Source organism: Comamonas sp. GB3 AK4-5, assembly GCF_041320665.1.
Classification (GTDB): Bacteria; Pseudomonadota; Gammaproteobacteria; order Burkholderiales; family Burkholderiaceae_C; genus Comamonas.
The window spans coordinates 1,279,551-1,305,970 of record NZ_CP166730.1 but is presented as its reverse complement, the minus strand read 5'-3'; the positions used below and the strand labels follow the sequence as shown (position 1 = coordinate 1,305,970).

General features: G+C 63.0%; 22 protein-coding genes. 12 read left to right on the top strand and 10 right to left on the bottom strand.

The window, feature by feature from the left end; all coding sequences use genetic code 11:
• Positions 1-32: 32 nt before the first annotated feature.
• Both cobN and ACA027_RS05795 read right to left on the bottom strand, forming a co-directional pair.
• Entirely contained in the window at positions 33-4,043 is a 4,011-nt protein-coding gene (gene cobN / locus ACA027_RS05800) for a cobaltochelatase subunit CobN (RefSeq protein WP_370681457.1), read from the bottom strand.
• Between the two features lie 263 nt (positions 4,044-4,306).
• Positions 4,307-6,319, bottom strand: a complete 2,013-nt coding sequence (locus ACA027_RS05795; RefSeq protein WP_370681456.1) for a TonB-dependent receptor plug domain-containing protein — start codon at positions 6,317-6,319, stop codon at positions 4,307-4,309.
• A gap of 400 nt (positions 6,320-6,719) precedes the next feature.
• On the opposite strand from ACA027_RS05795, the gene ACA027_RS05790 reads away from it, so the two are divergent.
• Positions 6,720-7,682, top strand: a complete 963-nt coding sequence (locus ACA027_RS05790) for an aldo/keto reductase (protein WP_370681455.1) — start codon at positions 6,720-6,722, stop codon at positions 7,680-7,682.
• A 289-nt stretch (positions 7,683-7,971) separates the two neighbouring features.
• Here the strand turns inward: ACA027_RS05790 and ACA027_RS05785 are convergent, their stop codons facing one another.
• Complete coding sequence (locus ACA027_RS05785; RefSeq protein ID WP_370682519.1) at positions 7,972-8,964, bottom strand: tripartite tricarboxylate transporter substrate binding protein BugE; 993 nt, start codon at positions 8,962-8,964, stop codon at positions 7,972-7,974.
• A 78-nt stretch (positions 8,965-9,042) separates the two neighbouring features.
• Positions 9,043-10,227 carry a M20 family metallopeptidase gene (locus ACA027_RS05780; protein ID WP_370681454.1) on the bottom strand — a complete coding sequence of 395 codons (1,185 nt, stop codon included), beginning with the start codon at positions 10,225-10,227 and terminating at the stop codon, positions 9,043-9,045.
• 262 nt (positions 10,228-10,489) lie between these two features.
• Between ACA027_RS05780 and ACA027_RS05775 the strand changes: the two genes are divergently transcribed.
• Entirely contained in the window at positions 10,490-11,359 is an 870-nt protein-coding gene (locus ACA027_RS05775; protein ID WP_370681453.1) for a MurR/RpiR family transcriptional regulator, read from the top strand.
• 36 nt (positions 11,360-11,395) lie between these two features.
• Here the strand turns inward: ACA027_RS05775 and ACA027_RS05770 are convergent, their stop codons facing one another.
• The gene (locus ACA027_RS05770) at positions 11,396-12,217 is read right to left on the bottom strand and encodes a DNA-binding transcriptional regulator (RefSeq protein ID WP_370681452.1); all 822 of its coding nucleotides are present in this window, start codon (positions 12,215-12,217) and stop codon (positions 11,396-11,398) included.
• Between the two features lie 320 nt (positions 12,218-12,537).
• On the opposite strand from ACA027_RS05770, the gene ACA027_RS05765 reads away from it, so the two are divergent.
• The 5 genes from ACA027_RS05765 to ACA027_RS05745 all read left to right on the top strand — a co-directional run bounded on the left by ACA027_RS05765 (position 12,538) and on the right by ACA027_RS05745 (position 17,199).
• Complete coding sequence (locus ACA027_RS05765) at positions 12,538-13,521, top strand: Bug family tripartite tricarboxylate transporter substrate binding protein (protein WP_370681451.1); 984 nt, start codon at positions 12,538-12,540, stop codon at positions 13,519-13,521.
• Between the two features lie 34 nt (positions 13,522-13,555).
• A complete protein-coding gene (locus ACA027_RS05760) occupies positions 13,556-14,341 on the top strand; it encodes an SDR family NAD(P)-dependent oxidoreductase (RefSeq protein ID WP_370681450.1) in 786 nt (261 codons plus the stop codon).
• A gap of 227 nt (positions 14,342-14,568) precedes the next feature.
• Positions 14,569-15,489 (top strand): 3-carboxyethylcatechol 2,3-dioxygenase, encoded by a 921-nt coding sequence (locus ACA027_RS05755; RefSeq protein WP_370681449.1) that lies wholly within the window; start codon positions 14,569-14,571, stop codon positions 15,487-15,489.
• Between the two features lie 14 nt (positions 15,490-15,503).
• Positions 15,504-16,286 carry a 2-keto-4-pentenoate hydratase gene (mhpD, locus tag ACA027_RS05750; protein WP_370681448.1) on the top strand — a complete coding sequence of 261 codons (783 nt, stop codon included), beginning with the start codon at positions 15,504-15,506 and terminating at the stop codon, positions 16,284-16,286.
• Positions 16,287-16,326: 40 nt separating this feature from the next.
• A complete protein-coding gene (locus ACA027_RS05745; protein WP_370681447.1) occupies positions 16,327-17,199 on the top strand; it encodes an alpha/beta fold hydrolase in 873 nt (290 codons plus the stop codon).
• Between the two features lie 24 nt (positions 17,200-17,223).
• Here the strand turns inward: ACA027_RS05745 and ACA027_RS05740 are convergent, their stop codons facing one another.
• The 4 genes from ACA027_RS05740 to ACA027_RS05725 form a co-directional block, all read right to left on the bottom strand.
• Positions 17,224-18,228, bottom strand: coding sequence for an NAD(P)H-dependent glycerol-3-phosphate dehydrogenase (locus ACA027_RS05740; RefSeq protein ID WP_370681446.1), 1,005 nt, complete (start codon positions 18,226-18,228; stop codon positions 17,224-17,226).
• Positions 18,229-18,440: 212 nt separating this feature from the next.
• The gene (secB, locus tag ACA027_RS05735) at positions 18,441-18,896 is read right to left on the bottom strand and encodes a protein-export chaperone SecB (RefSeq protein ID WP_370681445.1); all 456 of its coding nucleotides are present in this window, start codon (positions 18,894-18,896) and stop codon (positions 18,441-18,443) included.
• 264 nt (positions 18,897-19,160) lie between these two features.
• Positions 19,161-19,418, bottom strand: a complete 258-nt coding sequence (gene grxC, locus ACA027_RS05730; RefSeq protein WP_370681444.1) for a glutaredoxin 3 — start codon at positions 19,416-19,418, stop codon at positions 19,161-19,163.
• A gap of 75 nt (positions 19,419-19,493) precedes the next feature.
• On the bottom strand, positions 19,494-19,901 hold the full coding sequence (locus tag ACA027_RS05725) for a rhodanese-like domain-containing protein (RefSeq protein WP_370681443.1): 408 nt from the start codon (positions 19,899-19,901) through the stop codon (positions 19,494-19,496).
• A gap of 175 nt (positions 19,902-20,076) precedes the next feature.
• Between ACA027_RS05725 and gpmA the strand changes: the two genes are divergently transcribed.
• From gpmA to ACA027_RS05705, 4 genes are all read left to right on the top strand, one after another.
• Positions 20,077-20,820 carry a 2,3-diphosphoglycerate-dependent phosphoglycerate mutase gene (gene gpmA, locus ACA027_RS05720; RefSeq protein WP_370681442.1) on the top strand — a complete coding sequence of 248 codons (744 nt, stop codon included), beginning with the start codon at positions 20,077-20,079 and terminating at the stop codon, positions 20,818-20,820.
• A 162-nt stretch (positions 20,821-20,982) separates the two neighbouring features.
• Positions 20,983-22,419, top strand: coding sequence for a S41 family peptidase (locus tag ACA027_RS05715; protein WP_370681441.1), 1,437 nt, complete (start codon positions 20,983-20,985; stop codon positions 22,417-22,419).
• 358 nt (positions 22,420-22,777) lie between these two features.
• Positions 22,778-23,530: a ThiF family adenylyltransferase gene (locus ACA027_RS05710; protein WP_370681440.1), complete on the top strand. Its 753-nt coding sequence runs from the start codon at positions 22,778-22,780 to the stop codon at positions 23,528-23,530.
• Positions 23,531-23,651: 121 nt separating this feature from the next.
• Complete coding sequence (locus ACA027_RS05705; protein ID WP_370681439.1) at positions 23,652-24,032, top strand: response regulator; 381 nt, start codon at positions 23,652-23,654, stop codon at positions 24,030-24,032.
• 65 nt (positions 24,033-24,097) lie between these two features.
• Here the strand turns inward: ACA027_RS05705 and ACA027_RS05700 are convergent, their stop codons facing one another.
• Positions 24,098-24,730, bottom strand: coding sequence for a response regulator (locus ACA027_RS05700; protein ID WP_370681438.1), 633 nt, complete (start codon positions 24,728-24,730; stop codon positions 24,098-24,100).
• A 133-nt stretch (positions 24,731-24,863) separates the two neighbouring features.
• Between ACA027_RS05700 and ACA027_RS05695 the strand changes: the two genes are divergently transcribed.
• Positions 24,864-26,219: a CHASE3 domain-containing protein gene (locus tag ACA027_RS05695; RefSeq protein WP_370681437.1), complete on the top strand. Its 1,356-nt coding sequence runs from the start codon at positions 24,864-24,866 to the stop codon at positions 26,217-26,219.
• The last annotated feature ends 201 nt before the right edge of the window (positions 26,220-26,420 follow it).

Sequence of the window (26,420 nt, the reverse complement as noted above, 5' to 3'; positions counted from 1 at the left end):
CAGTGTCGTTATGGTGGTAAGGGCTTGCGTCGTCATGCCTTGCGGCGGGCCTGGGCCACGGGCCGGGTTTGCGCCCAGGCGCCCAGTGCGGCCATGGCCAGCAGCAGGCCGGCAAGAAAGAGTTGCTCCAGCGCCTGTAGCACCGCGTCGGCCGGCTTGGGGTCGGGTGTGGGCTCGGTCTTCTCCAGCACCATGCCGCTCACCTGGGTGGTGGGAGGGGCGTTGTCAGGCGGCGCGTCATCAGGCTGTTCGGGTCGATCGGGCGGGGACGCTGCCGGCGCAGCCTGGGCCTGCGGTGCGGCCGGTGCGGAGGGCTGAGGCATTGCCTTCGGTGTGGGCAAGGCCGCCACTTCACTGCCCTGCTGCACATAGTCCATGAAGGCCTGGTTGGCGCTGTGCACATCAAAGCGCTGCTGCAGCGCGCTGTAGCGGGCCTTGAGCTGAGAGAGCGTGGCCGCATCGGCCTGCCAGTAGCCTTTGCGTGCGGCTTCCAGCATGCGCTCCATGGTCTGGGCGTAGGCGTGGGGATTGCGCTCCTCCATCCATTGCTGCACGCCCAGTTGGTGCTTGTCGTTGACATACACATCGGCCATTTCCTGCCACTGGTCATCGCGCACGATTTCATGCGCCACGGCTGTCCAACCCCACAGGTTGTTGGTGGCATCCAGCACCCGCAGGGTGCCGGAATAGCCTTCCTTCATCAGCCCCTGGATATAACCGGGGTGGAACTGGCGCGTGGCCAGTTCCTTGGCCAGAAAGTCCTGGGCCGCCTCGGTGCGGGTGGCGCCGGGATTGCGCAGATTGCTGATGTACAGCGCCGGCGCCTCGCCATTGAGTGCGCGCACCGCCAGGCCAATGCCTCCCAGGTACTGAAAGGGATCGTCCGTGGTCAACATGCCGTAGGTGTTGGAGCTGCGCGCCAGCACGGCGGCCTGCGTGCCCTTGAGCTGTTCTGCATAGAGATTGGTGCCGGGCGCCGCGCCTTCCACACCCTGCATACCCCAGCGCTTTTCGTCCGGGCCATAGGCCGTCTGCATGCGGTTCAGGTAGAGCTGGGCCAGCTTGGCATTGCCCTCTTCCTTGCTGCCCCAGGAGTCGGTGGCCAGCGTGGCCTCGGGCAGGCCGGTGCCGTATTCGCCAGAGGCGGTAGAGAAGATGCGGGTCTGGCTGGCATCGTCGGCCACATCCTCGGCCACGCCCTGGCTCAGCAGCCGCTGGCGCAGCTGCTGGCTGAAGGCCCAGGCGGGGTTGTCAGCCTCTTGCGTGGTGGCCACCAGCTTGGCGGCCTTGGCCAGCAGCTTGAGGGTGTTGGGGAAATGGTCGCGGTACAGGCCGGTGGCCGACAGCACCACGTCCACGCGCGGGCGGCCCAGCGCCTGGCGGCTTTGCAGCTTGACGTCTACCACGCGCCCACCCTTGTCCCACACCGGCTCCACGCCCATGAGGTGCAGGGCCTGCGCTTCCAAGATGCCTTGGTGTCGCATGGTCTCCACCGACCACAGCGAGAACGTCACCTTGGACAGGGGCTTGCCCGTGGCCTGGCGGTGCACCTCCAGCATTTGTTCCGCAGCCTGTTTGCCGGCCTGCCAGGCCTGGGGACTGGGCACGCGCGCGGGGTCGAAGCCGTAGAGATTGCGGCCCGTGGGAAAGGCGTCGGGGTTCTTGACCGGATCACCGCCATAGGACGTCGGGATGTACTGGCCGGACAAGGCATGGAGCAAGGCCGGCAGCTCGTTTTGCGCGCCCAGGCGGGCGTACCAGTCACGGCCTTGTTCCAGCCAGGGGCGCAGGGCCGGGTCGGCAGCATAGGCGGCCATGCTGGCCGCCGCATGGCCTGCCACCTGGCCGCTGCCCTGCAGCGCATGCTGCAGCAGCTGCAACGGTATCGACTGCTGCATGGTCTCATACGGGCCGACCATGGCTTCGTCGATTTCACCCTCTTCCACGCCTGCGGCCCTGGCCGCCGCATACCAATAGGGCTTGCCCAGCATCATGGCCACGGTGGCGATGCGGTGCTCATCGGCCGGTGCCTGGCCCAGGCTGTGCAGGCCCAGGGGCTGAATGGTTTCGGCCAACTCGTGCAAATGGGCATGCAGGCTGTCAACAAACTGCGCGAAGTTCTCGGGGGTATGGGGCGGCTTCCAGCCCATGTCCTTGTCCATGCGCAGCGCCTGTGCCTTGGCCAGGATGTCGGTGCGGTACTGGTCTTTGACTGCGCCCGTGTCCTGCTCCTGCCAGGCATGGAGCAGATCGTGTAGCGCCGTCCAGTCCTGGTGCATGCCTGCGGGCTGGAAGGGCGGCGTCTGGTAGCTCAGCGTGAGCGCACGGCCACGGCGCTTGGCCTGCTGGGCTTCGCCGATGTTGTCCACGATGTAGGGGTAGACCACGGGCAGGTCGCCCACCATCAGCGAGGCATAGTCCGTCACGCGCAGGCCGCGCTCCTTGCCGGGCAGCCATTCCTGCGAGCCGTGCGTGCCGAAGTGGATGATGGCATCGCTGCCCCAGCCGCCCTGGGCCTCACGCGCCCACAGATAGGTGGCCAGGTAAAAGTGCGTGGGCACGCTGCTGAGCGAGTGGTAGAGCGCTTTTTCCTGGTCGTCGCGCTTGTCGCTGCGTGGCGGCTGCGGCAGCAGGGCCACATGGCCCAGCACCAGGCGCGGGATGACAAACACTGCGCGGCCCTGGTGCGTTATCACCATGTCCGATTGCGCGGGTGCGCCCCAGCGCGCATCCACACCCAGGCGCACCGAGGCGGGCAGCTGCGCCAGCCAGGCTTCGTACTGCGCCACCGGCAAGGTGTCCGCCTGGCCTTGCTCCACCAGATCCTGCAAGCGGGTGTTGCGGTAGATATGGGTGAGCAGGCTTTGCAGCTGGGGAATCAAGACTTCCTGCGGCGGCACCTCGGTGGCATAGCCTGCCGCCTGCATGGCCTGCAACGCATTCACCATGCTGGCCGGCACATTCATAAAGGCCGAGGCCAGATTTTTTTCGCCCGGCGGGGAGTTCCAGAAAAACAGGCTGATGCGCTTTTGCGCGTTGGGCTTGCGCTGCAAGGCCACCAGGCGCAACGCCTTGTTCACCACCGACTGGGCCTGTGCCTCCAGTGGCAGGGCCGAGCCGCTTGGCCCATCCACGGCCGAAGCAATCTGGATGTCGGAAATGCCTGTGAACTCGGGCTGGGCCACGTACAAGGGTAGGTCCATGGCGGGTATGCCTTGGGGGTCGGCCTCCCAGTCTGCGGCGCTGCCCCTGCGGTAGGTCGTAGCCTGTATGACGGGGATGCCCAGGGCCTCATAGGCGCGGCGCGAGCCCTCGGAATTCAGCATGATGCGGGTGTTGATCAGCACATCGGCCACGCGCTGGCCTTGCAGCGTCAGCAGCGCGTGGTGGGCCTCTTCATCGGCCGAGGGATTGAAGTAGGGCAAGGCCACGGCGCCGGTTTGCTCGATGCGGGCGATCAGGTCATCGATGACCTCGGTCTGCATGCCACTCAACTGCTGCTGGTGGAAGTTGATGGCCACCACGGGCGGCAGATTTCCTGGCTGCAGCTGTCGCCAGCCCAGGTACTGCTGGGTGCCCAAAAACACCTGGCCCTGGGCCTTGGGGTGGTAGATGCCCACCTTGGGATAGACCACGGGGTCGGCAATGGCCGGCCCAGACGAGCCCGCATGCCACTGCTGCAGGGTCTGGAAGTAATGCGCATAGTTGGCCTGCCCACCGTTGAGGTAGTAGGCGGCCAGCCGCTGCACCAGGGCCTGCGGCATGCCGCTGCCTTGGGGGCCTTTTTCCAGATGCCACAGATAGGGCCGATGCGCCCGTTCCATATCGGCCATGGCCTGGCCCAGCTTGGCCTGCACCTGCTCTTGCTGGTAGGCATCGATCACCACCAGGTCGGCCGCCGGCAGGCTGGCCGCGTCCACATTGTCCGCCAGCCCCTGCAGGGATTGCTGGCGCACGGCAATGCCGTGGGGGGCGGCAATCTTTTCCAGCGCATGAAACTTGCCCAGGGGCACGTTGCTGGCCGAGATAAAAAGCACCGTCATGCCGGCTGGCAGCGTTGCCGCTTGCGGAGGCACGGGCTGGGCATGCGCGCCCGCACCGAGGCCGCACAGCCACCACAGCCCCAGCCCTATCCATTTCGCTATCACTTGACTTGTCCTGTCTCGGAAAGCGCGGCAAGCGCTCTTTCCTTCTCCATTACCTGGCTCACAAGACAAAGCCGATGTGGCCCGCCACGGGCCCGCACCTGCTCTGCCATCGCTTGGTTGTCGCACGCACCATGGCGCCTATGGCGCCACGGCAGCGCTCAGAAATCGGCTTGCAGGCTCACCGAAATGGCACGTCCGCGCTCGGCGGTCTTGAAGTCGCTGGAACGCTCGGCCAGCTTCACATTGCCGATGTTCTCCAGCGCCACACCGATCTGGTAGGTCTTGCTCAGCCGCTTGCTCAGGCTGGCATTCCAGAGGTTGTAGGCCGGCAGGCCAATGGTGGCGCTGGCCTGGTGGCTGCCCACATGCCGCAGGCCCACGCGTGCGGCCCAGCCGTCCTCGCCTTCCCACTGCAGCGCAGAGTTCACGCTGTAGCGCGGTCGGTAGTTGAGGCGGTTGCCCGTGGTCGCATCCTTGGCACTCATCAGCACCGTGGCGTTGTTGATCCAGCTCCACTGGCGGGCCAGCTCCCAGTTGGCGCCCAGCTCCAGGCCGGTGATCTTGGCCTTGTTCACGTTCACATAGCGGTTGAGCGTGGTCGAGCCCTGTTTGCCCAGGCGTTCGCTGCTGATCAGGTCACGCACATTGTTGTGAAACAAGGTGGCCGACAGTTCGGCCGCACTGGTCTTCCACGATGCGCCCAGCTCGAAGCTGTTCACCGATTCGGGCTTGAGGTCGCCATTGCCGTAGTAGATATAGGAGCTGGAGCTGTAGACGTAGTTGGGGTCGCCCTGCTTGAGGTTGGGAGCCCGGAAGGCGTGGCTGTAGCCGCCCTTGATGACCAGTTCTTCGGTCGGCGTCCACACCGCGTAAAGGCGTGGGCTCAGCTCGTTGCCAAAGCGGGCATGGTGGTCCAGACGCAGGCCCGAGGTCAGCACCAGGCTGCGCGCCAGTGCCCATTCATCCTGCACGAACAAGGCCTGGTGGTTCACATTGGTCTTGCCCCCCGTCAGGCCCTCATGCTCCAGGCTTTCACGGCGGAACTCACCGCCCCAGGTCAGCATATGGTCCTTGAAGCTGCGCGAGAACGAGGTGTCCAGCACCTGCTCCTTCAAGGTGTGTGCGGCCGTGGCATCCACGCCTGCGGCCGGGGTGTTGATGGACTCGATGCGGCTCATATAGGCACGGGCCTTGCCGGTCCAGCCGGCCAGCTCGCCACGCCAGCCGATGTCGGCATGGCTGCGGTTGATGTCATAGCCGTTGCGGTAGGTGCCTTTTTTTCCGCTGGAGGTATCGAAGAAACGCTCGTCCTTGCCACGGATGACGTTGAAGTCCAGCTTGTGGCCCTGGGCCAGGTTCAAGATGCCGCCCACACCGCCTTGCATGTTGTGCGCGCCTTCCAGCTCGGACACCTGGGGGTTCAGAACGCCGGGGATATCGCTGTTGCGTGCATTGGTGCCGCTGAGCTTCAGCGACAGCACATCGTTGACCTTGCCTGCGGAGTAAATCGACTGCTGCGTGAAGCCACCGCCCGAGCGATCGGTCTGGGTGCCGGCCTTGAGCAGCACCGAGGTTTTCCAGGTGTCGCCGGGCTCGCGGGTGATCATATTGACCACGCCGCCCAGGGCTTCCGAGCCATACAGCGTGGACATGGGGCCGCGAATGATTTCCACACGCTCCACCGCCACCATGGGCACCCAGCCCAGCGAATAGTCGGAGTGGCCCACCACATCGTCGCTGCCCGCAATGCGCTTGCCGTCGACCATGGTCAGGATGTGCTTGCTCTCCATGCCGCGCAGGGACAAGGTCTTGCGACCCGCCGTGCTGATCACGTTAAACCCCACACCCGGCTCGTCCTGCACGGCCTCCATCAGGTTGGCGGGCATGCGCTCATCGAGCTTTTTGCGGTTGACCACGCTGACGCTGGCCGGTGCTGTGCGCACATCGTGCGCGCTCATGGTGGCAGTGACCGTCACGTCCTCCAACACCGTCTGCGTCGGCTTGGTCTGTTTCACCGGCTGTTCCTGCTGCTGGGCAGCCTCTTGGGCCAGCACCGGCATGGCCAGGCACAAGGCCAACGCCAAAGGTGTGGCACGGAACGTGGAAGTGGCAAGGGAGGTGGCCCGCGACGAAGGCAAGGTGGCAGGGGCGGAGCCTGACTGGAAATCCATGGGAAACAACTTTCGGAAAAACAAACGCCCCGCACCAAAAGAGCACAGGGCGCATCCGCAGCCGGATGAAGGGGGAGAGAAATTCCGCGAAAGTGTATATGGGAACCAGTCTCATTTGTATTATCAATATTTCATTTGCTTACAACCACCAAGGGTACTTCTGCCGCTGCGGGCGTCTGCATGCACCACGGTCTGCGGGCTGGATGGCACACGGCGCGTCCTGCCCTGAACCAGGTCCTGGTACTGCCCATCACCCTGTCACGCGGGTGGCGATGCCCGTCAAAGCGCTGCAAATGCAGGTGTACAGTGTTTGTCATCAAAACACCCCCTCAAGCAGATTACATCTGCATAGCAAGCTCACTTAATCAGAGCACTCCCCTCTCTTCTTCAGGAGCCCTCCATGTCCTTCCCTACCCGCCCCCTAGGTCGCTCGGCCTTGCAGGTTTCGCCGCTGTGTTTTGGCGGCAATGTGTTTGGCTGGACCGCAGACCCCGCCACCAGCTTCAATCTGCTGGACGCCTGGCTGGGCGCGGGCATGAACTTTGTGGACACCGCCGATGTGTATTCGCGCTGGGTGCCCGGCCATGAGGGCGGTGAGTCCGAACGCCTGATAGGCCAGTGGCTGAAAAAATCCGGCAAACGCAAGCAGTTGGTGCTGGCCACCAAGCTGGGCAAGGACATGGGCGACGGCAAAGTGGGCCTGCACCCCAAGTACATCAAGCAGGCCGTGGATGCATCACTGCAACGCCTGCAGACCGACTACATCGACCTCTACCAGACACACGACGACGATCCGAGCATCCCCTTCGAAGACGTGCTGGGCACCTTGGGCGAGCTGATCCAGGCGGGCAAGGTGCGCGCCATTGGCGCCAGCAATTACAGCGCCCAGCGCCTGGCAGAGGCGCTGGATTGCAGCGAACGCCATGGCCTGGCCCGATTTGACAGCCTGCAGCCCCTGTACAACCTCTACGACCGCGCCGTGTTTGAAAAAGAGCTGCAGCCGCTGTGCGTGGAGCGTGATGTGGGCGTGATCAATTTCTACGCCCTGGCCGCCGGCTTTCTGACCGGCAAATACCGCAGCGAAGCCGATGCCACCAAGAGTGCGCGCGGTGCCAAGACCACCGGCCTCTACCTCAACCCGCGCGGCCTGCGCATTCTGGACGCAATCGACCAAGTGGCCGCCCAATACCGCGCCCAGCTCGGCGAAGTGGCCATCGCCTGGCTGCTGCACCAGCCTGGGATCACCGCGCCGATTGCCAGTGCCACCAACCTGGAACAACTGCAATCCCTGGTCAACGCCGCCACGCTGCAGCTCGATGCCGCAGCCCTGGACTTGCTGAACGAAGCCAGCCAGGAGGACTAAAGCGCCTCGCATTCCGCATCCGCCGCCCCATGCAAAACGGCCTGGCAAATACCAGGCCGTTTTCTATTTCGCTGATCCGCTGCGCAGGCACCTCTCCAGGAGGACGCACGCATTGCCCAAGGGAATGACTGGTGCACCATCAGAAGCACGCATGAAACCATGCGCTCTAACCCAGCGCAGCCCATGCCAGGGCACCGCGCAAGGGCCGCCCCGCCGCGCTGGTGCCGTCCCCCTCCGGCGCGTAGCGCCTAAAGAGGGGGAAGACGCGCAGCGGCTCAGGGGGTGCCTCTTATTCAGGTTTTACGCCAGCCTTGCGCACCACCTCGGCGTAGGCCTTCAAGCGCTCGGCCATCATCTTCTCCAACTGCTCCGGGCTCATTTCCTCAGGCGGAATCACGCCACGGCTCTTGAGGTTGTCCACCATGGACTGCTCGGTGGCGGCGGTACGCACAGCCTTGTGGATGGCGGCCACGATGTGTGCCGGCGTGTTGGCAGGCGCGGCAATACCGGTCCACGAAGGCTGGTTGAGCTGGGGAAAGCCCAGCTCGGCAAATGTGGGCACATCCGGAATTTGCGGAATGCGCGTGGGCGAGGCAACAGCCAATGCACGTAGCTTGCCGGCCTGGATATGGGACAAAAAGATCACCAGGTTATCGAGGCCGAACTGCACCTCGTTGCTGAGCACGGCCGTGATCAGAGGCGAGCCGCCACGGTAAGGCACATGGGTTGTGCCCTTGATGCCGGTGGCCAGCTGCATCATCTCCACATTCAATTGGCCCATGCTGCCGGCGCCAGCGCTGCAAAAATTCAGGCGCTCGGGGTACTGCTTGGCATAGGCCACAAACTCGGCAAAGGTCTTGACCGGCAGGCTGGGGTGAACCAGCAACACATTGGGCTGGCGGCCCATCAGGGCGATATTGTCAAAGTCCTTGAGCGGGTCATAGCCCAGATTGGGCTGCACCAGCGGGTTGGCCAGGTGGCTGCTTTGCGACGAGGCCACCAGGGTGTAGCCGTCGGGCTTGGAGCGGGCCACAAACTGCGAGCCAATGGAGCCGCCGGCACCGGCCTTGTTTTCCACCACGATGGGCACGCCCAGCAAACGGCCCAGGGCCTCGGTGTACTGGCGGGCCATCACGTCCACCGAACCACCGGGTGGGAATGGCACAACCAGTGTGATGGGCCGCGTGGGATATTTTTCTGCCGCCAGCGCGGGCAGACCGCCCAGGCCCAGGCCTGCGGCCAGGCCGGCAATCTGGCCCATGGCCTTGCGGCGCGCGGGCATGGCAGGGAAATTGGTGTGCTCTGTCATGGGAATGCTCAAGATAAAAAAACAGGGGGCGACAAGGCCAGGTTCGATGGCTTATTCCAGGCCGATCACGGTCAAGGCCATGGCCTGGGCACGGGGAACAAAGGTGCTCAGATCGCAGAACTCGCGCTCGCTGTGCGGGTAGCCGCCCACAGGGCCCAGCGCACACAGGCTGGGTATGCCCATGGACGAGGTGATACCGCTGTCGGCTGCGCCACCGGTAAATTCGCCCTCTACGGCAAAACCCACGCTGGCGGCCGAGCGCTGGTACAGCGCCAGCAGCGCATCGGGTGTCTTGGCCATGGGCAGGGTGCCGGTCTGGGCCAGGATACGGCCGCTGGTACGCGGCAGTGACTCGGCCTCGATGATGGTGGTGATCTGGGCCATCAGCGCGTCCATATCGGTCTCGGCCGTGTAGCGCAAATCCAGATGCGCCAGGGCCTGGGGCGCCACCACATTGGCGGCCATGCCGGCCTGCACAAAGCCCACGTTCAGCGTCACGCCAGGCTGCGAATCGGTGAGCGCGTGCAGGGCCAGCGTCTTGTGGGCCAAGGCGGCAATGGCACTGGCGCCCTGGGCCGGGTTGATGCCGGCATGGGCCGCCACGCCCAAGACTTCGAATTCGATGCGGGTCGAGCCCTTGCGCTGGTTGACCACATTGCCGCTGATGCGGCCCGGCTCGGCATTCAGCACGGCGCGCGCGCCTTGGGAGCGCTCGCGAATCAGCGTGCGGCACACGGGTGAGCCCACTTCTTCATCGCAGGTGAACAGCAGTTGCACTGGCGAGGCATTGCCGCCGAAGCGGGCCAGGGCCTCGGCCACAAAGACGTTGAGCACCAGGCCGGACTTCATGTCCGCCACACCCGGGCCATAGGCACGGCCGTCACGCACCGCAAAGGGACGCTCGGCCACAGTACCTGCAGGGAAAACGGTGTCCGTATGGCCCATCAGCTGGATATGGCCGTTGGCTGCGGCATCGCGGCCGGGCAGCGTGGCCAGCAGGCAGTCGCCCCAGCCGGGCTGGGCCAGGGTCTGCACGGCAATGCCAGCGGCTTCCAGGCGCTCGCGCAAGGCAGTCGCGACCAGGCGCACACCGGCCTCGTCCTTGCTACAGCTGTCAATGTTGACGATACGTTCCAGCAATGCGCACATGGCGTCATGCTGGGAGGCCAGCCAATCCAGCAGCGGTTGGTGGTTGGAGCCCAAAGCGGAAGCAGGATGCAAGACAGACGAAGACATGGAGGCAAACAGAGGGGGGAGAGTGGCAGTCGAAACCCGTGCCAAGAACAGGTGGTGGCACCTGCTGGTGCGCGGCGATTATGAAACAAACATTGCAGAAATCATATTTTTCTGCAAATTTCATTGCAATAGTGGTTTCCGCTGCCCTGCAGCCATGGCCGCAGTGCTTGCCGCTATGCTTGGGCGCCCGTATCCACAGGCATCTTCCAGGCGTTTTTCTGCTGATTCCCCCGCCTCCACAGCTCTCTTTCTTCGTCTTTCCATGCTGCTGAACGAACGGCTTGCCCACCACGCACCGCATCTCACCGCCAGCGAACGCACGCTGGCCGAGAGCCTGCACCGCGACTACCCCCATGGCCTGCTGGAGCCCGCCAGTGCGCTTGCCGCACGTACAGGCACCAGTGCCTCCACCGTGGTGCGCCTGGTGGCCAAGCTGGGCTATGACAGCCTGGCCGAGCTGCGGCGCGAAGCCCGTGCCGAAGTCACCACCCGGCTGCAAAGCGCCGCCCTGCGCGCCCCCGCCACCCTGGGCAAGGGCCGCAGCCTGGAGGAGTACGTGGACGACACGCTGCTGCATGACCAGCACAACCTGGAAGCCACGCGCCGTGGCCTGGACATGCAGGCCTTTCGCGCCATGGTGAAGGCCCTGGCCCAGTCCACCGGCAAGGTCTATGTGCTGGGCGAGAAGAACAGCGCACCGGTCTCGGCCTATCTGGCCACCCACCTCAGCCTGTGCCGCCCCGATGTGCACGAGCTGGCCGCGGGCTCCCGCTTCATGGTGGACCGCCTGGTCTGGACCCAGCCGGATGATGTGCTGCTGGTCTACACCGTGCGCCGCTACTCCAGCGGCGCCCTGCATGCGGCCCAGCACTTTCATGCCCAGGGCTGCAAGGTGCTGGTGATCACCGACAGCCCGCAGGCACCGGTGCTGGCCCACAGCAGCCACCACCTGCTGGTGCACACGGCCAATGCCTCGCCCTTCGACTCCTACACCGCCGCTTTTTTTCTGGGCAATGCCCTGATCTCGGCCGTGGCCCAGCAGCGCTCCACCGAAGTTGCCCAGACCTTGCAGCGGCGCGACGACATCTGGCGCGGCTTTGAACGCGATGCGCTGGAAGGGCTGCAGCGGTGAAGCTGCGGCTCGCCCAACAAAGGTGATGAACTGCCCTTACCCCACCCAGGGCTGGATGTCGCGCCCCATCCTCTGCGCCAGGCGCTTGAGGCGAGGCAGATATCGGGCCTCGATGTCCTCGGGCGAAACCGCAGACTTGGGGAAGATCAGGTTCACACCACCAATCAGTCTGTGACCGCTGCGCAAGGCGACGGCAATAGCTCCGAACGGTGCTTCCCGGTCCCAGTCGCCGACATTGACCGCATAGCCACGGGCCCGGGTCTTGGCGATCAATTCGTCCACGGCCGCACGGTCCTTGGCCATATGGCCCACGGCATCGTTGCGCTGTGCCAGCAGCGCCAGCAAGCCTTCGAGTTCGTCTTCGGCACAAGCCGCCAAATAGGCCCGCCCCATGGCCGTGAAGAAAAGCGGCAGCTTCTCACCAATCATGCCCCGGTGCTGGGACAACAGGCTGAAGCGGTGCGTGCTTTCGCGCACCACCATGAAACCGCCTTCCAACGTCCCCAGGTCACAAGGCCACATGAGCTCGGGAACCGCTGCGCGCATCAATGGCAGCGCCACCTGCTCCACCCAATCATCGTCGGCAAAGCCCTCGCTCAGGCTGCGCACGGCAAAGGTCAGGTAGTACTGCCCCTCCTTTTCTCCACGCCGCACAAAACCTTCGGCACGCAGGGTTTCCAAGATGCGTTTGACGGTGGTTCGGTGCACACCCGTGGTCTCGGCCAGCATGGTGGTCGAGGCCATGCCGCCCGGGGCGCGGTTGAGCGCTTGCAAGATGGCCAGGCCGCGCGAAAGACTGCGCACCTCTTTGTAGTCGGCCTCGTCCGCGCCATTCAGGCTGGGGGGTGAAAAGATCATCCCAAATCATAGGCCGGACCGGCCATGGTTTCTCCCCGCCCCCCCAAGCCAGCCTTCAGCATTGGCCATGAGGATTGCGCCTGCGCGCTCCCTCGCACCATTGCTGCAACCCCATGGTGCAAGATTTGCCTATGGTTAACCCTCTTCAAAAAGTGCACCAGGTGCACTCTATTGGGGTACTTGATTCGAGTCATGAAAATCGCCGCAGCCATGAACCGTGGCGAAACATGGCGCTGAGCGGATAGGTTTTACAGCGGCACAACGGCTGAGTACTGGACTGCAGGCATCTTCCAAAAACAGTTTTCCTTCGAGAGACAAGCATGAATACACGTCGCACCGCACTTTCGTTCGCCACAGGTCTTGCCTTGCTGGCACTGGCCGGCCCGGCCCTGGCTGCGCCCGACTTTCCCACCAAGCCCGTGACCCTGGTCGTCCCCTACGCCGCCGGCGGCCCCACGGATCAACTGGCGCGCGAGCTGGCCAGCTATCTGACCCAGGACTTCAAACAGCCCGTGATCGTGGAAAACCGCCCTGGTGGCGGAGCACAGGTCGCGGTCAATATGCTCAAGAATGCGCCTGCCGACGGCCACACCATTTTGGTCGGCGATGTGCCTTCGCTGTCCACCAACACCGGTCTTTTTGCCAAGCTGTCCTATGACCCGCAAAAAGACTTGATCCCGGTCTCTCAGCTCACCGTGGCTCCGGGCCTGTTTGTCGTGCCCAACAACAGCCCATTCAAGACCTTGCAGGACCTGGTCAACCATGCCAAGGCCCATCCACAAAAGCCTTTGAGCTACGCATCCCAGGGCGTGGGTTCTGGCGGCCAGCTGTTCAGCGTGCTGCTGAGCAAAAAGATTGGCGTGCCCATGAACCATGTGCCTTACCGCGGCTCTGCCCCCGGCCTGGTCGATGTCATGAGCGGGCAGGTGGACTTCTTCTATGACACCGTGCCCAGCGCAGGCAACTATGTGCTGTCGGGCAAGATGCGCGCACTGGCCGTGGGCGAGGACAAGCGCTCGACAGTGCTGCCCCAGGTGCCCACGCTGGCCGAGCTGGGCTATGGCGATATTGTTCCCACCTTCTGGTATGGCGTTGCCGTCAAGGCTGGCACGCCGGCCCCGGTGGTGCAAAGAATTGCACAGGCCGCACATGCTGGCATGCGCGACCCCAAGGTAGCGGAGAAATTCCTCAGCCAGGGCCTGCTGATCAAGACCAGCTCTCCCGAGGAGTTTAGCCGCTACACGCGCGAGGAAGCCAAGCGCTGGGTGCCGATCATGAAAGACGCCGGAATGAAGGCAGAGTAAGCACCTTGCGTGATCTGAAGAATGGATAGCCCTTATGCAGCGTTTTGAGAAAAAAACCGTTTTGATCACCGGCGGTGCAGGTGCCATAGGCCTGGCCTGTGGCCTGCGTCTGGCCAGCGAAGGCGCGCATGTGGTGCTTGCCGATCTGCGCTTTGACAACCCCGAGGCCATTCAGGCCCAGTTCGCACACCGTGGTGCGTCTGCGCCCGAGCTGGTCCAGCTGGATGTGCGCAGCCGCGCGCAATGGGAGCAGATTGCGCAATCCATCGTCGACAAGCACGGGAGACTCGATGTGCTGGTCAACAACGCCGGCATGATTCCCCGGCAGCCTGCGGCTTTTGACGAGCTTGACCTGGACGAATGGCGCCAGGTGTTTGCCGTCAACGTAGAGGGTGCCCTGCTGGGCATGCAGACCGCGCTCAAGACCATGAAGACGCAAGCGCATGGCGGTGCCATCGTCAACATGGGCTCCATCTCGGGCTATGTGGGCTCCAAGGATTTGGGCACTTATGCATCCAGCAAGGGCGCTCTCAAAACCATGAGCAAGCAGGCCGCCATCAGCGCCGCGCGCCATGGCTACCAGGTGCGCGTGAATGCGGTGCACCCCGGTTATCTGTGGACACCTTTTGTGGAACAGCAGCTGACCGAACGCTTCGGCGGCCGCGAGCAGGCCCTGGAAGCCGTGAAACAGATGAATCCCATGGGCCAGATCGTCGAACCTGCGGATGTGGCGGCTGCCGTGGCCTTTCTGGCCTCGGCCGACGCCCGCATGATCACGGGAGCCGACCTGGTCGTAGACGGTGGGCGCCTGGTGCAATAAGCCAAGCCACTCCTGCATTTCAAGCCACCCTTTGCGGTGGCTTTTTTGCGCCCGGTGTGACGAACCGGGGGTAAGCCCTGGGTCATAGGTGCACTCTGCGCACGCTGTTCTCATTCACCAGCGGCATCTTGACAATCTTCCAATCGATCGAGATTGACCGAATTTTCTCCCTGAAAGATATGAAGCCAGAGACTCCACAACAAGCGCCAAAACGCGCCTTTCTGGGCATGTCCCACTCCCCCTTGCTGGGCCTGAATCCCATAGACCCGCAGGACCAGCGCGTGCTAGATGAAGCCGTGGAGCAGGCGCGTGCCGCCATAGCGGCCTTTGACCCCGAGCTCATCGTGCTCATAGGACCGGATCACTACAACGGTTTTTTCAACGAACTCATGCCGCCTTTTTGCCTGGGCAGCCAGGCCTGGGCCGTGGGCGACTACCTCACCCCTGCAGGCCCTCTCAACGTGCCCGAGGAGCTGGCGCTATCGATGGCGGCTTATCTGATGGACCGGCACTTTGACCTGGCCGTCTCGCGCCGCATGCAAGTCGACCATGGTTTCTCCCAGGCCTTGCAGGTGCTGTGGGGCGACGATCTGGATACCCCACCTGTGATCCCGATTTTCCTCAACGCTGTCGCCCAGCCTGGGATTGCACGGCTGGCACGCTGCAAGGCCCTGGGCGAGGCCATAGGCTCCTACCTGGACGGTTTGCCACAGCGCACGCTGGTCATTGGCTCAGGCGGGCTTTCACACGAGCCACCCGTGCCCACCATGCAACACCCCGACCCTGCCGTGCGCGAGCGCATCACGGTCAAGCGCCTCCCGACTGAAGCCGACAAGGCCGCCAAGACCGAGCGCGTCATGGCCGCAGGCATGGCCCTGGCGCGTGGCGACCACTGGATGAAACCCCTGAACCCGGACTGGGACCAGCAATGGATGAACACCTTGCGCCACGGCGAGCTGGATGCGCTGTGCGCCATGAGCGAGGCCTCGATTGCCGAGCTCGCCGGCAACTCGGCCCATGAGTCCAAGACCTGGCTGGTCGCACGTGCGGCTTTGCCTTCAGACCACCCTCTGCACTGCCCCGTCTATGCCTACCGCGCGATTCCCGCGCTCATCGCAGGCTACGGCCTGATGTTCATGCACACCTGAAATAGGACTTTTCCATGACCTCTCCTGAGCAAATCCAGACCTGGGCCCAGCGACTGCGCCAAGCCGAAGCAATGCGCAAGCCTATTCCCCCCCTGCGCGACGAAATGAGCGACCACGACGACGCTTATGCGGTGCAATTGGCCAATGTGCGCCATGCCCTGGCCCAGGGTCGGCGCATCGTGGGTCGCAAGATAGGTCTGACCTCGTTGACCGTGCAAAAGCAGCTGGGCGTGGACCAACCGGACTTTGGCACCTTGTTTGCCGACATGGTGTATGGCGACGATGAAGTCCTGCCCAGGCAGCGCACGCTGCAACCCAAGATAGAGGCCGAAGTCGCCCTGGTCCTGAAGCACGACCTGGACCTGCCAGACGCCACCCTGGTCGATGTCATCAACGCCACGGCCTATGCACTGCCAGCACTGGAGATTGTGGGCAGCCGCATTGCCGACTGGAACATCCGCTTTGTGGACACCGTGGCCGACAACGCCTCCAGCGGCCTGGTGGTGCTGGGTGCCGTTCCCGTACGACTTGACGCTCTGGATCTCAAGCTCTGCGAGATGCGGCTCACACGCAATGGCGAGACTGCCTCCCAGGGCAATGGGGCCGCCTGCCTGGGCCATCCCTTGAATGCGGCCACATGGCTGGCACGCAAGCTCGCCGGCCTGGGCCAGCCGCTGCGCGCGGGCGATCTGGTACTCACCGGTGCCCTGGGCCCCATGGTGCCCGTACAGGCAGGTGACCGCTTCGAGGCCCATATCAGCGGCCTGGGCTGTGTACGTGCCCAGTTTGGCCAATAAATCACGCGCCCCCAACCATGCATTCAGGAGACAACAACGTATGAACCCCAGCATCGGCGAAGCAGAAACCAGCCGCTTTGTGACCATCACCGAAGATGGCAAACCACTCAAACTGCACTACAACGATGTGGGCCACGGCGATCAGGTCGTGGTCATGCTGCACGGCTCAGGGCCAGGGGCCAGCGGCTGGGCCAACTTTCACCGCAATATCGAGCCCCTGGTCGAAGCCGGCTGGCGCGTCCTGCTGCTGGACTGCCCCGGCTGGAGCAAAAGCGACAGCATTGTCAGCACGGGATCGCGCTCCGATCTCAATGCACGCTGCCTCAAGGCCGTGCTCGACCAATTGGGCCTGACCAAGGTCCACATCATCGGCAACTCCATGGGCGCCCACAGCGCCGTGGGCTTTGCACTGGCCCACCCCACCATGGTGGACAAGCTGATCCTCATGGGCGGCGGCACAGGTGGCCCCAGCAGCTTTGTGCCCATGCCCACCGAAGGCATCAAACTCATCGGCGCGCTCTACCGTGACCCTACGGTGGAGAACCTGAAACGCATGATGAATGTCTTTGTCTATGACGCCAGCAGCCTCACCGAGGAACTCTACCAGCAGCGCCTGGCCAACATACTCGCGCGCCGCGACCATCTGGAGAACTTCGTCAAAAGCCTGCAGATCAACCCCAGGCAGTTCAGCGACTACAGCAACCGCCTTTCCGAGATCCAGGCCCAGACCCTGGTCATCTGGGGGCGTGATGACCGCTTTGTGCCGCTGGACATCGGCCTGCGCGTGATCTGGGGCATTCCCAACGCCCAGATGCACATCTTCAACCAATGCGGCCACTGGGCGCAGTGGGAACATGCGGACAGGTTCAACCGCATGGTTCAAGAATTTCTGGCGCACCCAGGCGCTGCGTAGCCGCAGATTGAATGCGGCGGCGGCTTAACGCTCCTGCTGCTTGGGGTCGCGCTCCATCAGCCGGTGCACGGCCTGGGCCGGAGCGACCTTGCCATCCAGCAGGTCGACCACGGTGGCGGCGATGGGCATGTCCACACCCAGGGCCTGGGCACGGGCCAGCACGGTGCGGGCGCTGTACACGCCTTCGGCCACATGGCCTAACGACTCCACGGCCTGGGCCAGGCTGATGCCGCTGGCCAGCAGCAGGCCCACCTTGCGGTTGCGCGACAGGTCGCCGGTGGCGGTCAACATCAAATCCCCCAGGCCGGACAGGCCCATGAAGGTGTCGGGACGGGCGCCCAGGGCCACGCCCAGGCGCGTCATCTCGGCCAGGCCGCGTGTGAGCAAGGCCGCGCGGGCATTCAGCCCCAGCTCCAACCCGTCGCACAGGCCGGCGGCAATGGCCATCACGTTCTTCACGGCACCGCCCACTTCCACGCCCACGATGTCCTCATTGCCATAGACGCGCAGCGCAGGGCTGTGCAGCGCGTCCACCAGGGCGCGGCGCACCTGGGCATCGCGGCTGGCGGCCACCAGGGCGGATGGCTGGCTGCGCGCCACCTCCTGCGCAAAGCTGGGGCCACTCAGGGCCGCGCAGCGCAGCAGGGGCGCCACTTCGGCACAGACCTCGTGCGGCATCAGGCCGGTGCCGGCTTCAAAGCCCTTGCACAGCCAGGCCACCGGCACGCGCAGGCCTTGCAGCTGCTGCAGCCAGCCGCGCAGTGCGGCCATGGGCGTGCCAATGATGACCAACTGCGCGTCGGCCACGGCGGCCTGCACATCGCGCAGCTGCGCACCCTGGGCGATCTTCAAGCCCGGAGGAAACGACAGGCCGGGCAGATAGCGGGTGTTCTGGCGGATGGCATACATGTCTTCGGCCTGGCGTGCATCACGCGCCCACAGCAGCACCTGGTGACCCGCTGGATGGGCCGCGGCGGCCATGGCCATGGCCGTGCCCCAGGCGCCGGCGCCGATCACTGTGATTTTCATAGCTGTCTGTGCTGTATCCATAAGCTTTCCATAGTCATTCAATGCGGCTGCTCGGGCAAGGCCGAGCCCGCATGGTACGCGCAGCAGACGCTGCGGCCCGCACGCCCTACCCTGACTCAAAAGCGGCCAAAGAAAAAGGCCCCGCAGGGCCTTGTGGTGAGTCTGCAGGCTAGCCTGCATGCGGACATCACCGAAAGCGGCTGAAAGCGCGCTTACTGGGGCAGCTGACCGTCGGCCTGTGCTGCGGCAGCGGCTTGCTGCTCGTACATGGCCTGGAAGTTGATTTCGGCCAGGTGCACGGGCGGGAAGCCGGCACGAGTCACGATGTCGGCCACGTTGCCGCGCAGATAGGGGTAAATGATTTGCGGGCAAGCCACGCCGATCACACCGCCCATTTGCTCTTCGGGGATGTTACGGATTTCGAAGATGCCGGCCTGCTTGGCTTCGACCAGGAAGACGGTCTTGTCTTCGATCTTGGTCTGCACGGTGGCGGTAACGGCCACTTCAAAAACGCCTTCGGCTACGGGCGTGGCTTCCACACCCAGCTGGATGTCCACGCTGGGCTGGGTCTGTTCCAGCAGGATGGCGGGGGAATTCGGTTGTTCGAGCGACAGGTCCTTCAGGTACACGCGCTGGATCTGGAACACGGGGTTTTCTTGTTCGGACATGGAGTCAGTCTTTCAGGTCAAAAGCAACCGGATATACAAAAAAGCCCGCCGGCACAGCAGCTGTGCAGCGGGTGTGGCGAGCATTATGCAATGCGCATCTCTATGGACCACGATGCCGCGCACCGTCCACAGTCGATGTAGCTGACGTCCCGCTGGCCAGGGCTGCCGCGCAAGGGCCGCCCCGCCGCGCTGGCAGCGTCTCCCTGCCCGCATCGCCATGCGATGCGAGAGCGGGGGGAAGGCACGCAGTGCCTCAGGGGGGTGTCAAACATTCAGCAGGGGTACGAGGCCGCCCTTGGCATCCAGGGCCATCAGGTCATCACAGCCGCCCACATGGGTGTCGCCGATAAAGATCTGCGGCACGGTGCGGCGGCCGGTGGTCTGCATCATGTGATCGCGGGCGGCGGCGTCGGTGTCGATGCGCACTTCCTCAATCTGCTCCACGCCTTTGGACTTCAGAATCTGCTTGGCACGAATGCAGTAAGGGCAGACGGCGGTGGTGTACATCTTGACGGCTTGCATGGGGTCTCTTTCCTGGGTGATGGGGCTGCGCCGGCCCAACTTGTGGGCCGCGCATGCTCAGCAGCTGGGGGCGGTTCAGGTCTTTACAACCGGCAGGCTGGCATCGCGCCAGCCCTTCATGCCGCCAGCCAGTGCCTGGGCCTTTTCATAGCCCAGCTTCTTGGCCACCGCTTCGGCACGCACGGCGCGGGGACCCTTGCCGCACACCAGCACCACGGGGAGTGCCTTGTTCTTGACCACCTGGGGCAGGCGCTCTTCCAGCTGCGACATCGGGATGTTCTTGGCGTTGGTGATGTGGCCCTGGACATATTCTTCCGGCTCGCGCACATCCACCACCACGGCTTTTTCGCGGTTGATGCGCTGCACGGCGTCGGCCGCCGTCAGGCTGCCAGCTCCCGCGCCCTTGAGCGAAGGCACCAACAGCAACGCGCCGGAGCCAATGGCCAGCAGGATCAAATACCAGTTCTCGATGAAGAAATTCACGTCAGTCCTCGGGGTAGCAAACCGCGCAATTCTAGGGGGAGAAGTCCGGCATTCCGGTCTGAACGGGCATGCAGCCCGAACACGGCGCCTGCTGCGGCCTAAAATCAACGGTTTTACGCAATCCGCACCTTTTCTTTATTTCGTTTGCCGCGCGCGTGCCGCGCCAAGGGACTTCATGCACAAGCTCGTTTTGATCCGCCACGGTGAATCCACCTGGAACCTCGAAAACCGCTTCACCGGCTGGACCGATGTGGACCTGACCGACACCGGTGTGGAACAGGCCAAGAGCGCAGGCCGCCTGTTGAAGGCCGAGGGCTATGACTTCGACCTGGCTTTCTCCAGCATGCTCAAGCGCGCCAACCGCACGCTGTGGCATGTGCTGGACGAGATGGACCGCACCTGGCTCCCGGTGGAAAACAACTGGCGCCTGAACGAGCGCCACTACGGCGGCCTGCAAGGTTTGAACAAGGCAGACATGGCCAAGCAATACGGTGACGCCCAGGTGCTGGTCTGGCGCCGCAGCTACGACGTGCCGCCACCGGCCCTGGAAGCGTCCGACCCACGCAGCGAGCGCAGCGACCGCCGCTATGCAGCCCTGCAGCCCGAGCAGATTCCGCTGACCGAATGCCTGAAGGACACCGTGGCCCGCGTGATGCCGTTCTGGAACGACACCATGGCGCCCGCCATCAAGGCTGGCAAGCGCGTGGTGCTGGCAGCCCACGGCAATTCCATCCGCGCCCTGATCAAGTATCTGGACAACATCGCCGACGATGCCATCGTGGGTGTGAACGTGCCCAATGGCATTCCGCTGGTGTATGAGCTGGATGACAACTTGAAGCCCATCCGCAGCTACTACCTGGGCGACGCCGAAGCCGCAGCCAAGGCGGCTGCAGCCGTCGCAGCCCAAGGCAAGGCCTGAGCATGCGAGCGATCTCCCCGCGAAGCGCCAATCCGTGTTCGCGCGGAGATCACAAGCACACGCTGAAAAGTCACACTCGGTAAATCTATAGCGAGTTCGGACCCGAGGCCCACCAAGGGCCAAGGTCCCCGGTGTATATTGCGCCGTTAAAGGTATGGATCTATGGGCCAAAAACTGAAAATTGCTGGATGGGTTTCTGTGGGTGTGCTGGCCGGCGCATTGACGACCGTGTCGCTGCAAACCGTGGCACGTGGTGCCATGACACCGCTTCCGCTGGAAGAGATCCAGCAACTGTCTGCAGTCTTCGGCATCGTCAAGACCGACTATGTGGAGTCGGTGGACGACAAAAAGCTGATCACCGATGCCATCTCCGGCATGGTGTCCAGCCTGGATCCACATTCCCAGTATTTCGACAAGAAGTCGTTCAAGGAATTCCGCGAAGGCACTTCCGGTCGCTTTGTGGGCGTGGGCATTGAAATCACTCAGGAAGACGGGCTGATCAAGATCGTCTCGCCCATCGAAGGCTCGCCCGCCGACCGCGCCGGGTTGAAGACCAACGACCTGATCACCAAGATCGATGAAGCTGCCGTCAAGGGCCTGTCGCTGAATGACGCTGTCAAGCGTATGCGCGGCGAACCCAATACCAAGGTGACGCTAACCATCCTGCGCAAGGACGAAAGCCGCAGCTTCCCCGTCACCATCACCCGCGAAGAGATCAAGACCCAGTCCGTCAAGGGCAAGCTGGTGGAGCCCGGCTACGGCTGGATCCGTCTGAGCCAGTTCCAGGAACACACGGTGGACGACTTTGTGCGCAAGGTCGAAGAGATCTACAAGCAAGACCCGAATCTGAAGGGACTGGTGCTGGACCTGCGCAACGATCCGGGCGGCCTGCTGGACGCAGCGGTGGCCATCTCGGCCGCCTTCCTGCAGCAAGGCGTGACCGTGGTCAGCACCAACGGCCAGTTGCCCGAAAGCAAGGCCACCTTCAAGGCCAACCCCGAGTTCTACACCCGCCGTGGCCAGGGCGACCCGCTGCAGCGCCTGCCCGCAGCGTTGAAGAAAGTGCCCATGGTGGTGCTGGTCAACGAAGGCTCGGCCTCGGCCAGCGAGATCGTGGCCGGCGCCCTGCAGGACCACCACCGCGCCACCGTCATGGGCGGCCAGACCTTCGGCAAGGGCTCGGTGCAGACCGTGCGCCCCCTCGGCCCAGATACTGGTCTGAAACTGACCACGGCCCGCTACTACACCCCCAGCGGCAAGTCCATCCAGGCCAAGGGCATCGTGCCCGACGTGATGCTGGATGAAACCGCCAATGGCGATATGTATGCGGCCCTGCGCATGCGTGAAGCCGACCTGGAAAAGCACCTTTCCAGCGGCCAAGGCGACGAGGTCAAGGACGAAGCCCGTGAAAAGGCCCGCGAAGAAGCCCGCAAGCGCCTGGAAGAAGAGGCCAAAAAGCCCATCGCCGAGCGCCGCCTGCCCGAGTTTGGCTCGGACAAGGACTTCCAGCTGCAGCAGGCCCTGAACCAGCTCAAGGGCAAGCCGGTGCAAGTCAGCAAGACCGCCACCGAGCGCCCTGCGGAAACCAAGGAAGAGTAAGCCCTCGGCTTTTTTCTGACTGGCAAGCCAATTCAGACACAGCCGGGCACCCTGCCCGGCTTTTTCTTTGGGGATCACCATACAACGGCAAAGCCCGATATCGGCCGGAACCGGCCTCTGCAGCACCGCTGGCGTGGGCCCTCAACCCACACAGCGCTTCAGGCACGGCGTCTTGCCCGCAGACAGTCGTCATCTACGGCAAGGGCGAACAACAAAGCATGAAGCGCTGTATGGCCGCCGTCACACGAGGCGGCAACTGGCCGTAAGGCCAGAGCATGCCACTAGACTGACTGCGCCAGACTGCCCCGGCGCATCTCCATCCCATATGCCGTAAAGAGCCTTATCCTTTTGAGCCACCATGAATGACGATCAACTTCTGCGCTACTCCCGCCATATCCTGCTCGACGAAATCGGCATCGAAGGCCAGCAGCGCATACTGGACGCCCATGTGCTGATCCTGGGCGCCGGAGGGCTGGGCTGCCCGGCGGCATTGTTCCTGGCGGCTTCCGGTGTCGGGCAGATCACCCTGCTTGACCACGACCAGGTGGACATGAGCAATCTTCAGCGCCAGATTGGCCACAGCACTGCCCGCGTCGGCATGTACAAGGTCGACTCGCTGACCACGGCGCTGCTGGCACTGAACCCCGAGGTGCAAGTGCATGGTCTGGTGCAGCGCGCAGATACCGCGCTGCTGGACCAGGAAATCCCCCGCGCCACCGTGGTGCTGGATTGCAGCGACAACTACCACACCCGCCATGCCGTGAATGCGGCCTGCATACGCCACGGCATCCCCCTGGTGGCCGCTGCCGTGATTCGCCTGGATGGGCAGATCAGCGTGTTCGATCCGCGCCAGGAAGACACGCCCTGCTATGCCTGCATCTTCCCGCCTGAAGCGGAGTTTGAAGAGGTGCAATGCTCCACCATGGGCGTGCTGGCACCCCTGGTGGGCGTGATGGGCAGCATGCAGGCCGCCGAGGCCCTGAAGCTGATCGTGGGGATTGGAGAGCCTTTGACAGGCCAGTTGCTGATGCTCGACGGCCGCAGCATGCAATGGAGCCGCATGCGCACGCACCGCAACGCAGATTGCACGGTATGCAGCAAAAACCAGTAGGAGTTCACCTACATTTCACCCCGCAAGGCGCTGGCACAATTGACGACCTTCGCTTACCCCACAGCCCATTTCCCTCCACCATCGTCCACATTGCGTCCCATCAACCCTGGACGAGAACACAGTGAAACTGCGCGCCTACATCGTTGAAGACAACGCCACGATCCGTGAAAACCTGATCGACGCTCTGGCTGAGCTGGCCGATGTCGAGACCGTGGGCATTGCCGAGACCGAGAGCGAAGGTACGAGCTGGCTTTCCGCCAACGCGGCACACTGGGACATCGCCATCGTCGACCTCTTTCTGCGCCAAGGCAGTGGCCTGGGCGTGCTGACGGCCTGCCAGCAACGCGCGCCCCAGCAGCGCATGGTGGTACTCAGCAATTACGCCACGGCCGATGTGCGTGCACGCTGCACGCAATTGGGCGTGGATGCCGTCTTCGATAAATCCAATGAAATTGATGCATTGGTGGATTACTGCATGCAACAAAGCAACGCTGCTGCCTGAAACCATCTCCGCGCCATAAAAAATGCAGTCTTTACGACTGCTTTTTTATGGCTGGAGCACTGATATCAATCAATCAGCCTGTTTTTCAATGCGTAGTAGGTCAGATCGCTATTTGACGAAAGTGCCATTTTCTCCATCAGGCGCGTTCTGTAAGTGCTCACAGTCTTTACACTTAGAGACAAAGATTTTGCAATATCACCGGCTGTTTCACCCTTGGCCAATTTCAGAAAGACCTGAAATTCACGTTCGGACAATTGCTCATGCGGCGGTGCATCGTCTTTTCGATTGAGTTGCTGGGCTAGTAAATCTGCCACCGTAGGCGTCAGATAGCGACGTCCCAAGGCAATGGTGCGAATGGCTTCCGCAATTTCTGGAGGGTCGCACTCCTTGTTCAAGTAACCGCTCGCTCCCTGGCGAATCATATTGATGGCGTAATGCTCTTCCGGATAACCGCTCAAAATCAAAATACCCATATCGGGCACCTTGGCGCGCAGCATGCCCAGAGCATCCAGACCACTTTGCCCCGGCATAGAGAGGTCCATCACCAGCACATCAATTTCCTGCTCCCGCACCAGATCGATGGCCTCCCTGCCATTGGCAGCCTCTCCGACCACCCGCAAATCCACATGCTCCGACAGGAACTGACGCAGTCCTTGGCGCACGATGGCATGGTCGTCAACTATGCCTACTTTGATCATTGCAACACCTCTCTTTGAATTGGAACTGCCGGTCTTGCCGAAAGCGACAGCGCCCTTGTATGACGAACCATTTCTGAAGCAACTTGATTATGCAGAATAACTGCACCACACTCCCATCCGCAGGAGGATTTCGATGAAGTGGACCCACATACGCCGCATGGCCATCAGCTTGCCGCTGGCCATGCTGGCAGCAATTGCCATGGTGGCAATTAACGAGGTTGGGTACCAGCGCTCCAACCAGGCACTCGACGCAATGGTGCATGCGCAAAAAAATCGCAATGCCATCAACCACATGATGCAAAACATGTTGGATGCCGAAACCGGCTTGCGCGGCTATTTGCTGACCAGCGATGAACGCTATCTGGAGCCCTATAACAAGGCCATTGCATTAATCAACGGCGATATGGATCAGCTGCGCGAGCTGTTCATCACCAGCCCCGATGACCTCAGCACCTTTGCCCCGCTGTCCCGACAGGTATCGCGCAAAACCGCCGAAATGGAACTCAGCCTGCGGCTTTTTCGCGAAGGCAATGAAGAGGCCTGGCGTTTTGTGATGTTCACCGATATGGGCAAGCAAAACATGGATGCCATACGTGGCTACACCCAGCAGCTGATCGCACGCAGTGGTGCCCGCGCAGAAGCCAAGCGCATCGATGTGGAAAAAGCCTTGTGGATTTCGCGCCTGGGCATTGCCACCGTGACCGCCATCGGCCTGCTGGCTTTCTATATGTACCTGCGCCAATCTCACACCCTGGAAGCCGTGCACAAGCGGGAGCAGAAAATCCAGAGCGAAGAGCGCAGCCGGCTGGAAGACCTGGTGCGCGAACGCACGGCCACCCTGACGGAGCTGGCCAACCACTTGCAGCAGGTGCGTGAGGACGAGCGCGGCCATCTGGCCCGCGAGCTGCACGACGAGCTGGGCTCCCTGCTCACCGCCGCCAAGCTGGATGTGGCCCGCCTCAAGTCGCGCATCGACATGACCGTGCCCGAGGTGGCGGACCGCATCATGCACCTCACCGAGACGCTCAACTGCGGGATTGCCTTGAAGCGCCGCATCATCGAAGACCTGCGCCCCTCTTCGCTGTCCAACCTGGGGCTGACCACCTCTTTGGAAATCCTGACGCGCGAGTTTGCACAGCGCTCCAACATTGAAGTGGAGAGCAGCCTGGAGCAGGTGGAGCTGCCTGACGCCACCCAGCTGACGGTCTACCGCATCATCCAGGAGTCCTTGACCAACATCGGCAAATACGCCAACGCCACACGGACCGTGGTCAGCGTGCACAACTACCCCACCTATGTCGCGGTCCAGATCCAGGACAACGGCAACGGCTTCGACTTGCGCAGCATACGCCCCAAATCCCACGGGCTGGCGGGCATGCGCCACCGCGTGGAAGCCGCAGGAGGTCGCCTGACCATCACCTCCTCCCTCGGCGAGGGCACCACCATCTCCGCCGTGATCCCCTCGGCCCAGTCGTCCCTGGCGGCCTAAACCCGCGCGCAGTCCCCACCACAGCCAGCCCCGCTGGCTGTGGTCATTTGTAGTCCCTCTCGGACAGCCACATCAGCGCACACTGTCAGCATCGGCAAAGGCTGGCCGGCAGCCCTTCCCGCGCCAGCGGCGCTACATTGACCCTTCCCCCTACCGCAGCGCGAACAGGGCCTTGCTCTATTACGCCACGGTATTTCTGGT

Coding starts and splice junctions, on each gene's coding strand:
- mhpD (WP_370681448.1), top strand. CDS start 15,504: ATGACCTCTCCTGAGCAAATCCAGACCTGGGCCCAGCGACTGCGCCAA.
- ACA027_RS05795 (WP_370681456.1), bottom strand. CDS start 6,319: ATGGATTTCCAGTCAGGCTCCGCCCCTGCCACCTTGCCTTCGTCGCGG.
- ACA027_RS05760 (WP_370681450.1), top strand. CDS start 13,556: ATGCAGCGTTTTGAGAAAAAAACCGTTTTGATCACCGGCGGTGCAGGT.
- ACA027_RS05740 (WP_370681446.1), bottom strand. CDS start 18,228: ATGAAAATCACAGTGATCGGCGCCGGCGCCTGGGGCACGGCCATGGCC.
- ACA027_RS05755 (WP_370681449.1), top strand. CDS start 14,569: ATGTCCCACTCCCCCTTGCTGGGCCTGAATCCCATAGACCCGCAGGAC.
- cobN (WP_370681457.1), bottom strand. CDS start 4,043: ATGACGGTGCTTTTTATCTCGGCCAGCAACGTGCCCCTGGGCAAGTTT.
- ACA027_RS05775 (WP_370681453.1), top strand. CDS start 10,490: ATGCTGCTGAACGAACGGCTTGCCCACCACGCACCGCATCTCACCGCC.
- ACA027_RS05785 (WP_370682519.1), bottom strand. CDS start 8,964: ATGCCCGCGCGCCGCAAGGCCATGGGCCAGATTGCCGGCCTGGCCGCA.
- secB (WP_370681445.1), bottom strand. CDS start 18,896: ATGTCCGAACAAGAAAACCCCGTGTTCCAGATCCAGCGCGTGTACCTG.
- ACA027_RS05715 (WP_370681441.1), top strand. CDS start 20,983: ATGGGCCAAAAACTGAAAATTGCTGGATGGGTTTCTGTGGGTGTGCTG.
- ACA027_RS05700 (WP_370681438.1), bottom strand. CDS start 24,730: ATGATCAAAGTAGGCATAGTTGACGACCATGCCATCGTGCGCCAAGGA.
- ACA027_RS05770 (WP_370681452.1), bottom strand. CDS start 12,217: ATGATCTTTTCACCCCCCAGCCTGAATGGCGCGGACGAGGCCGACTAC.
- ACA027_RS05765 (WP_370681451.1), top strand. CDS start 12,538: ATGAATACACGTCGCACCGCACTTTCGTTCGCCACAGGTCTTGCCTTG.
- ACA027_RS05695 (WP_370681437.1), top strand. CDS start 24,864: ATGAAGTGGACCCACATACGCCGCATGGCCATCAGCTTGCCGCTGGCC.
- grxC (WP_370681444.1), bottom strand. CDS start 19,418: ATGCAAGCCGTCAAGATGTACACCACCGCCGTCTGCCCTTACTGCATT.
- ACA027_RS05790 (WP_370681455.1), top strand. CDS start 6,720: ATGTCCTTCCCTACCCGCCCCCTAGGTCGCTCGGCCTTGCAGGTTTCG.
- ACA027_RS05780 (WP_370681454.1), bottom strand. CDS start 10,227: ATGTCTTCGTCTGTCTTGCATCCTGCTTCCGCTTTGGGCTCCAACCAC.
- gpmA (WP_370681442.1), top strand. CDS start 20,077: ATGCACAAGCTCGTTTTGATCCGCCACGGTGAATCCACCTGGAACCTC.
- ACA027_RS05745 (WP_370681447.1), top strand. CDS start 16,327: ATGAACCCCAGCATCGGCGAAGCAGAAACCAGCCGCTTTGTGACCATC.
- ACA027_RS05710 (WP_370681440.1), top strand. CDS start 22,778: ATGAATGACGATCAACTTCTGCGCTACTCCCGCCATATCCTGCTCGAC.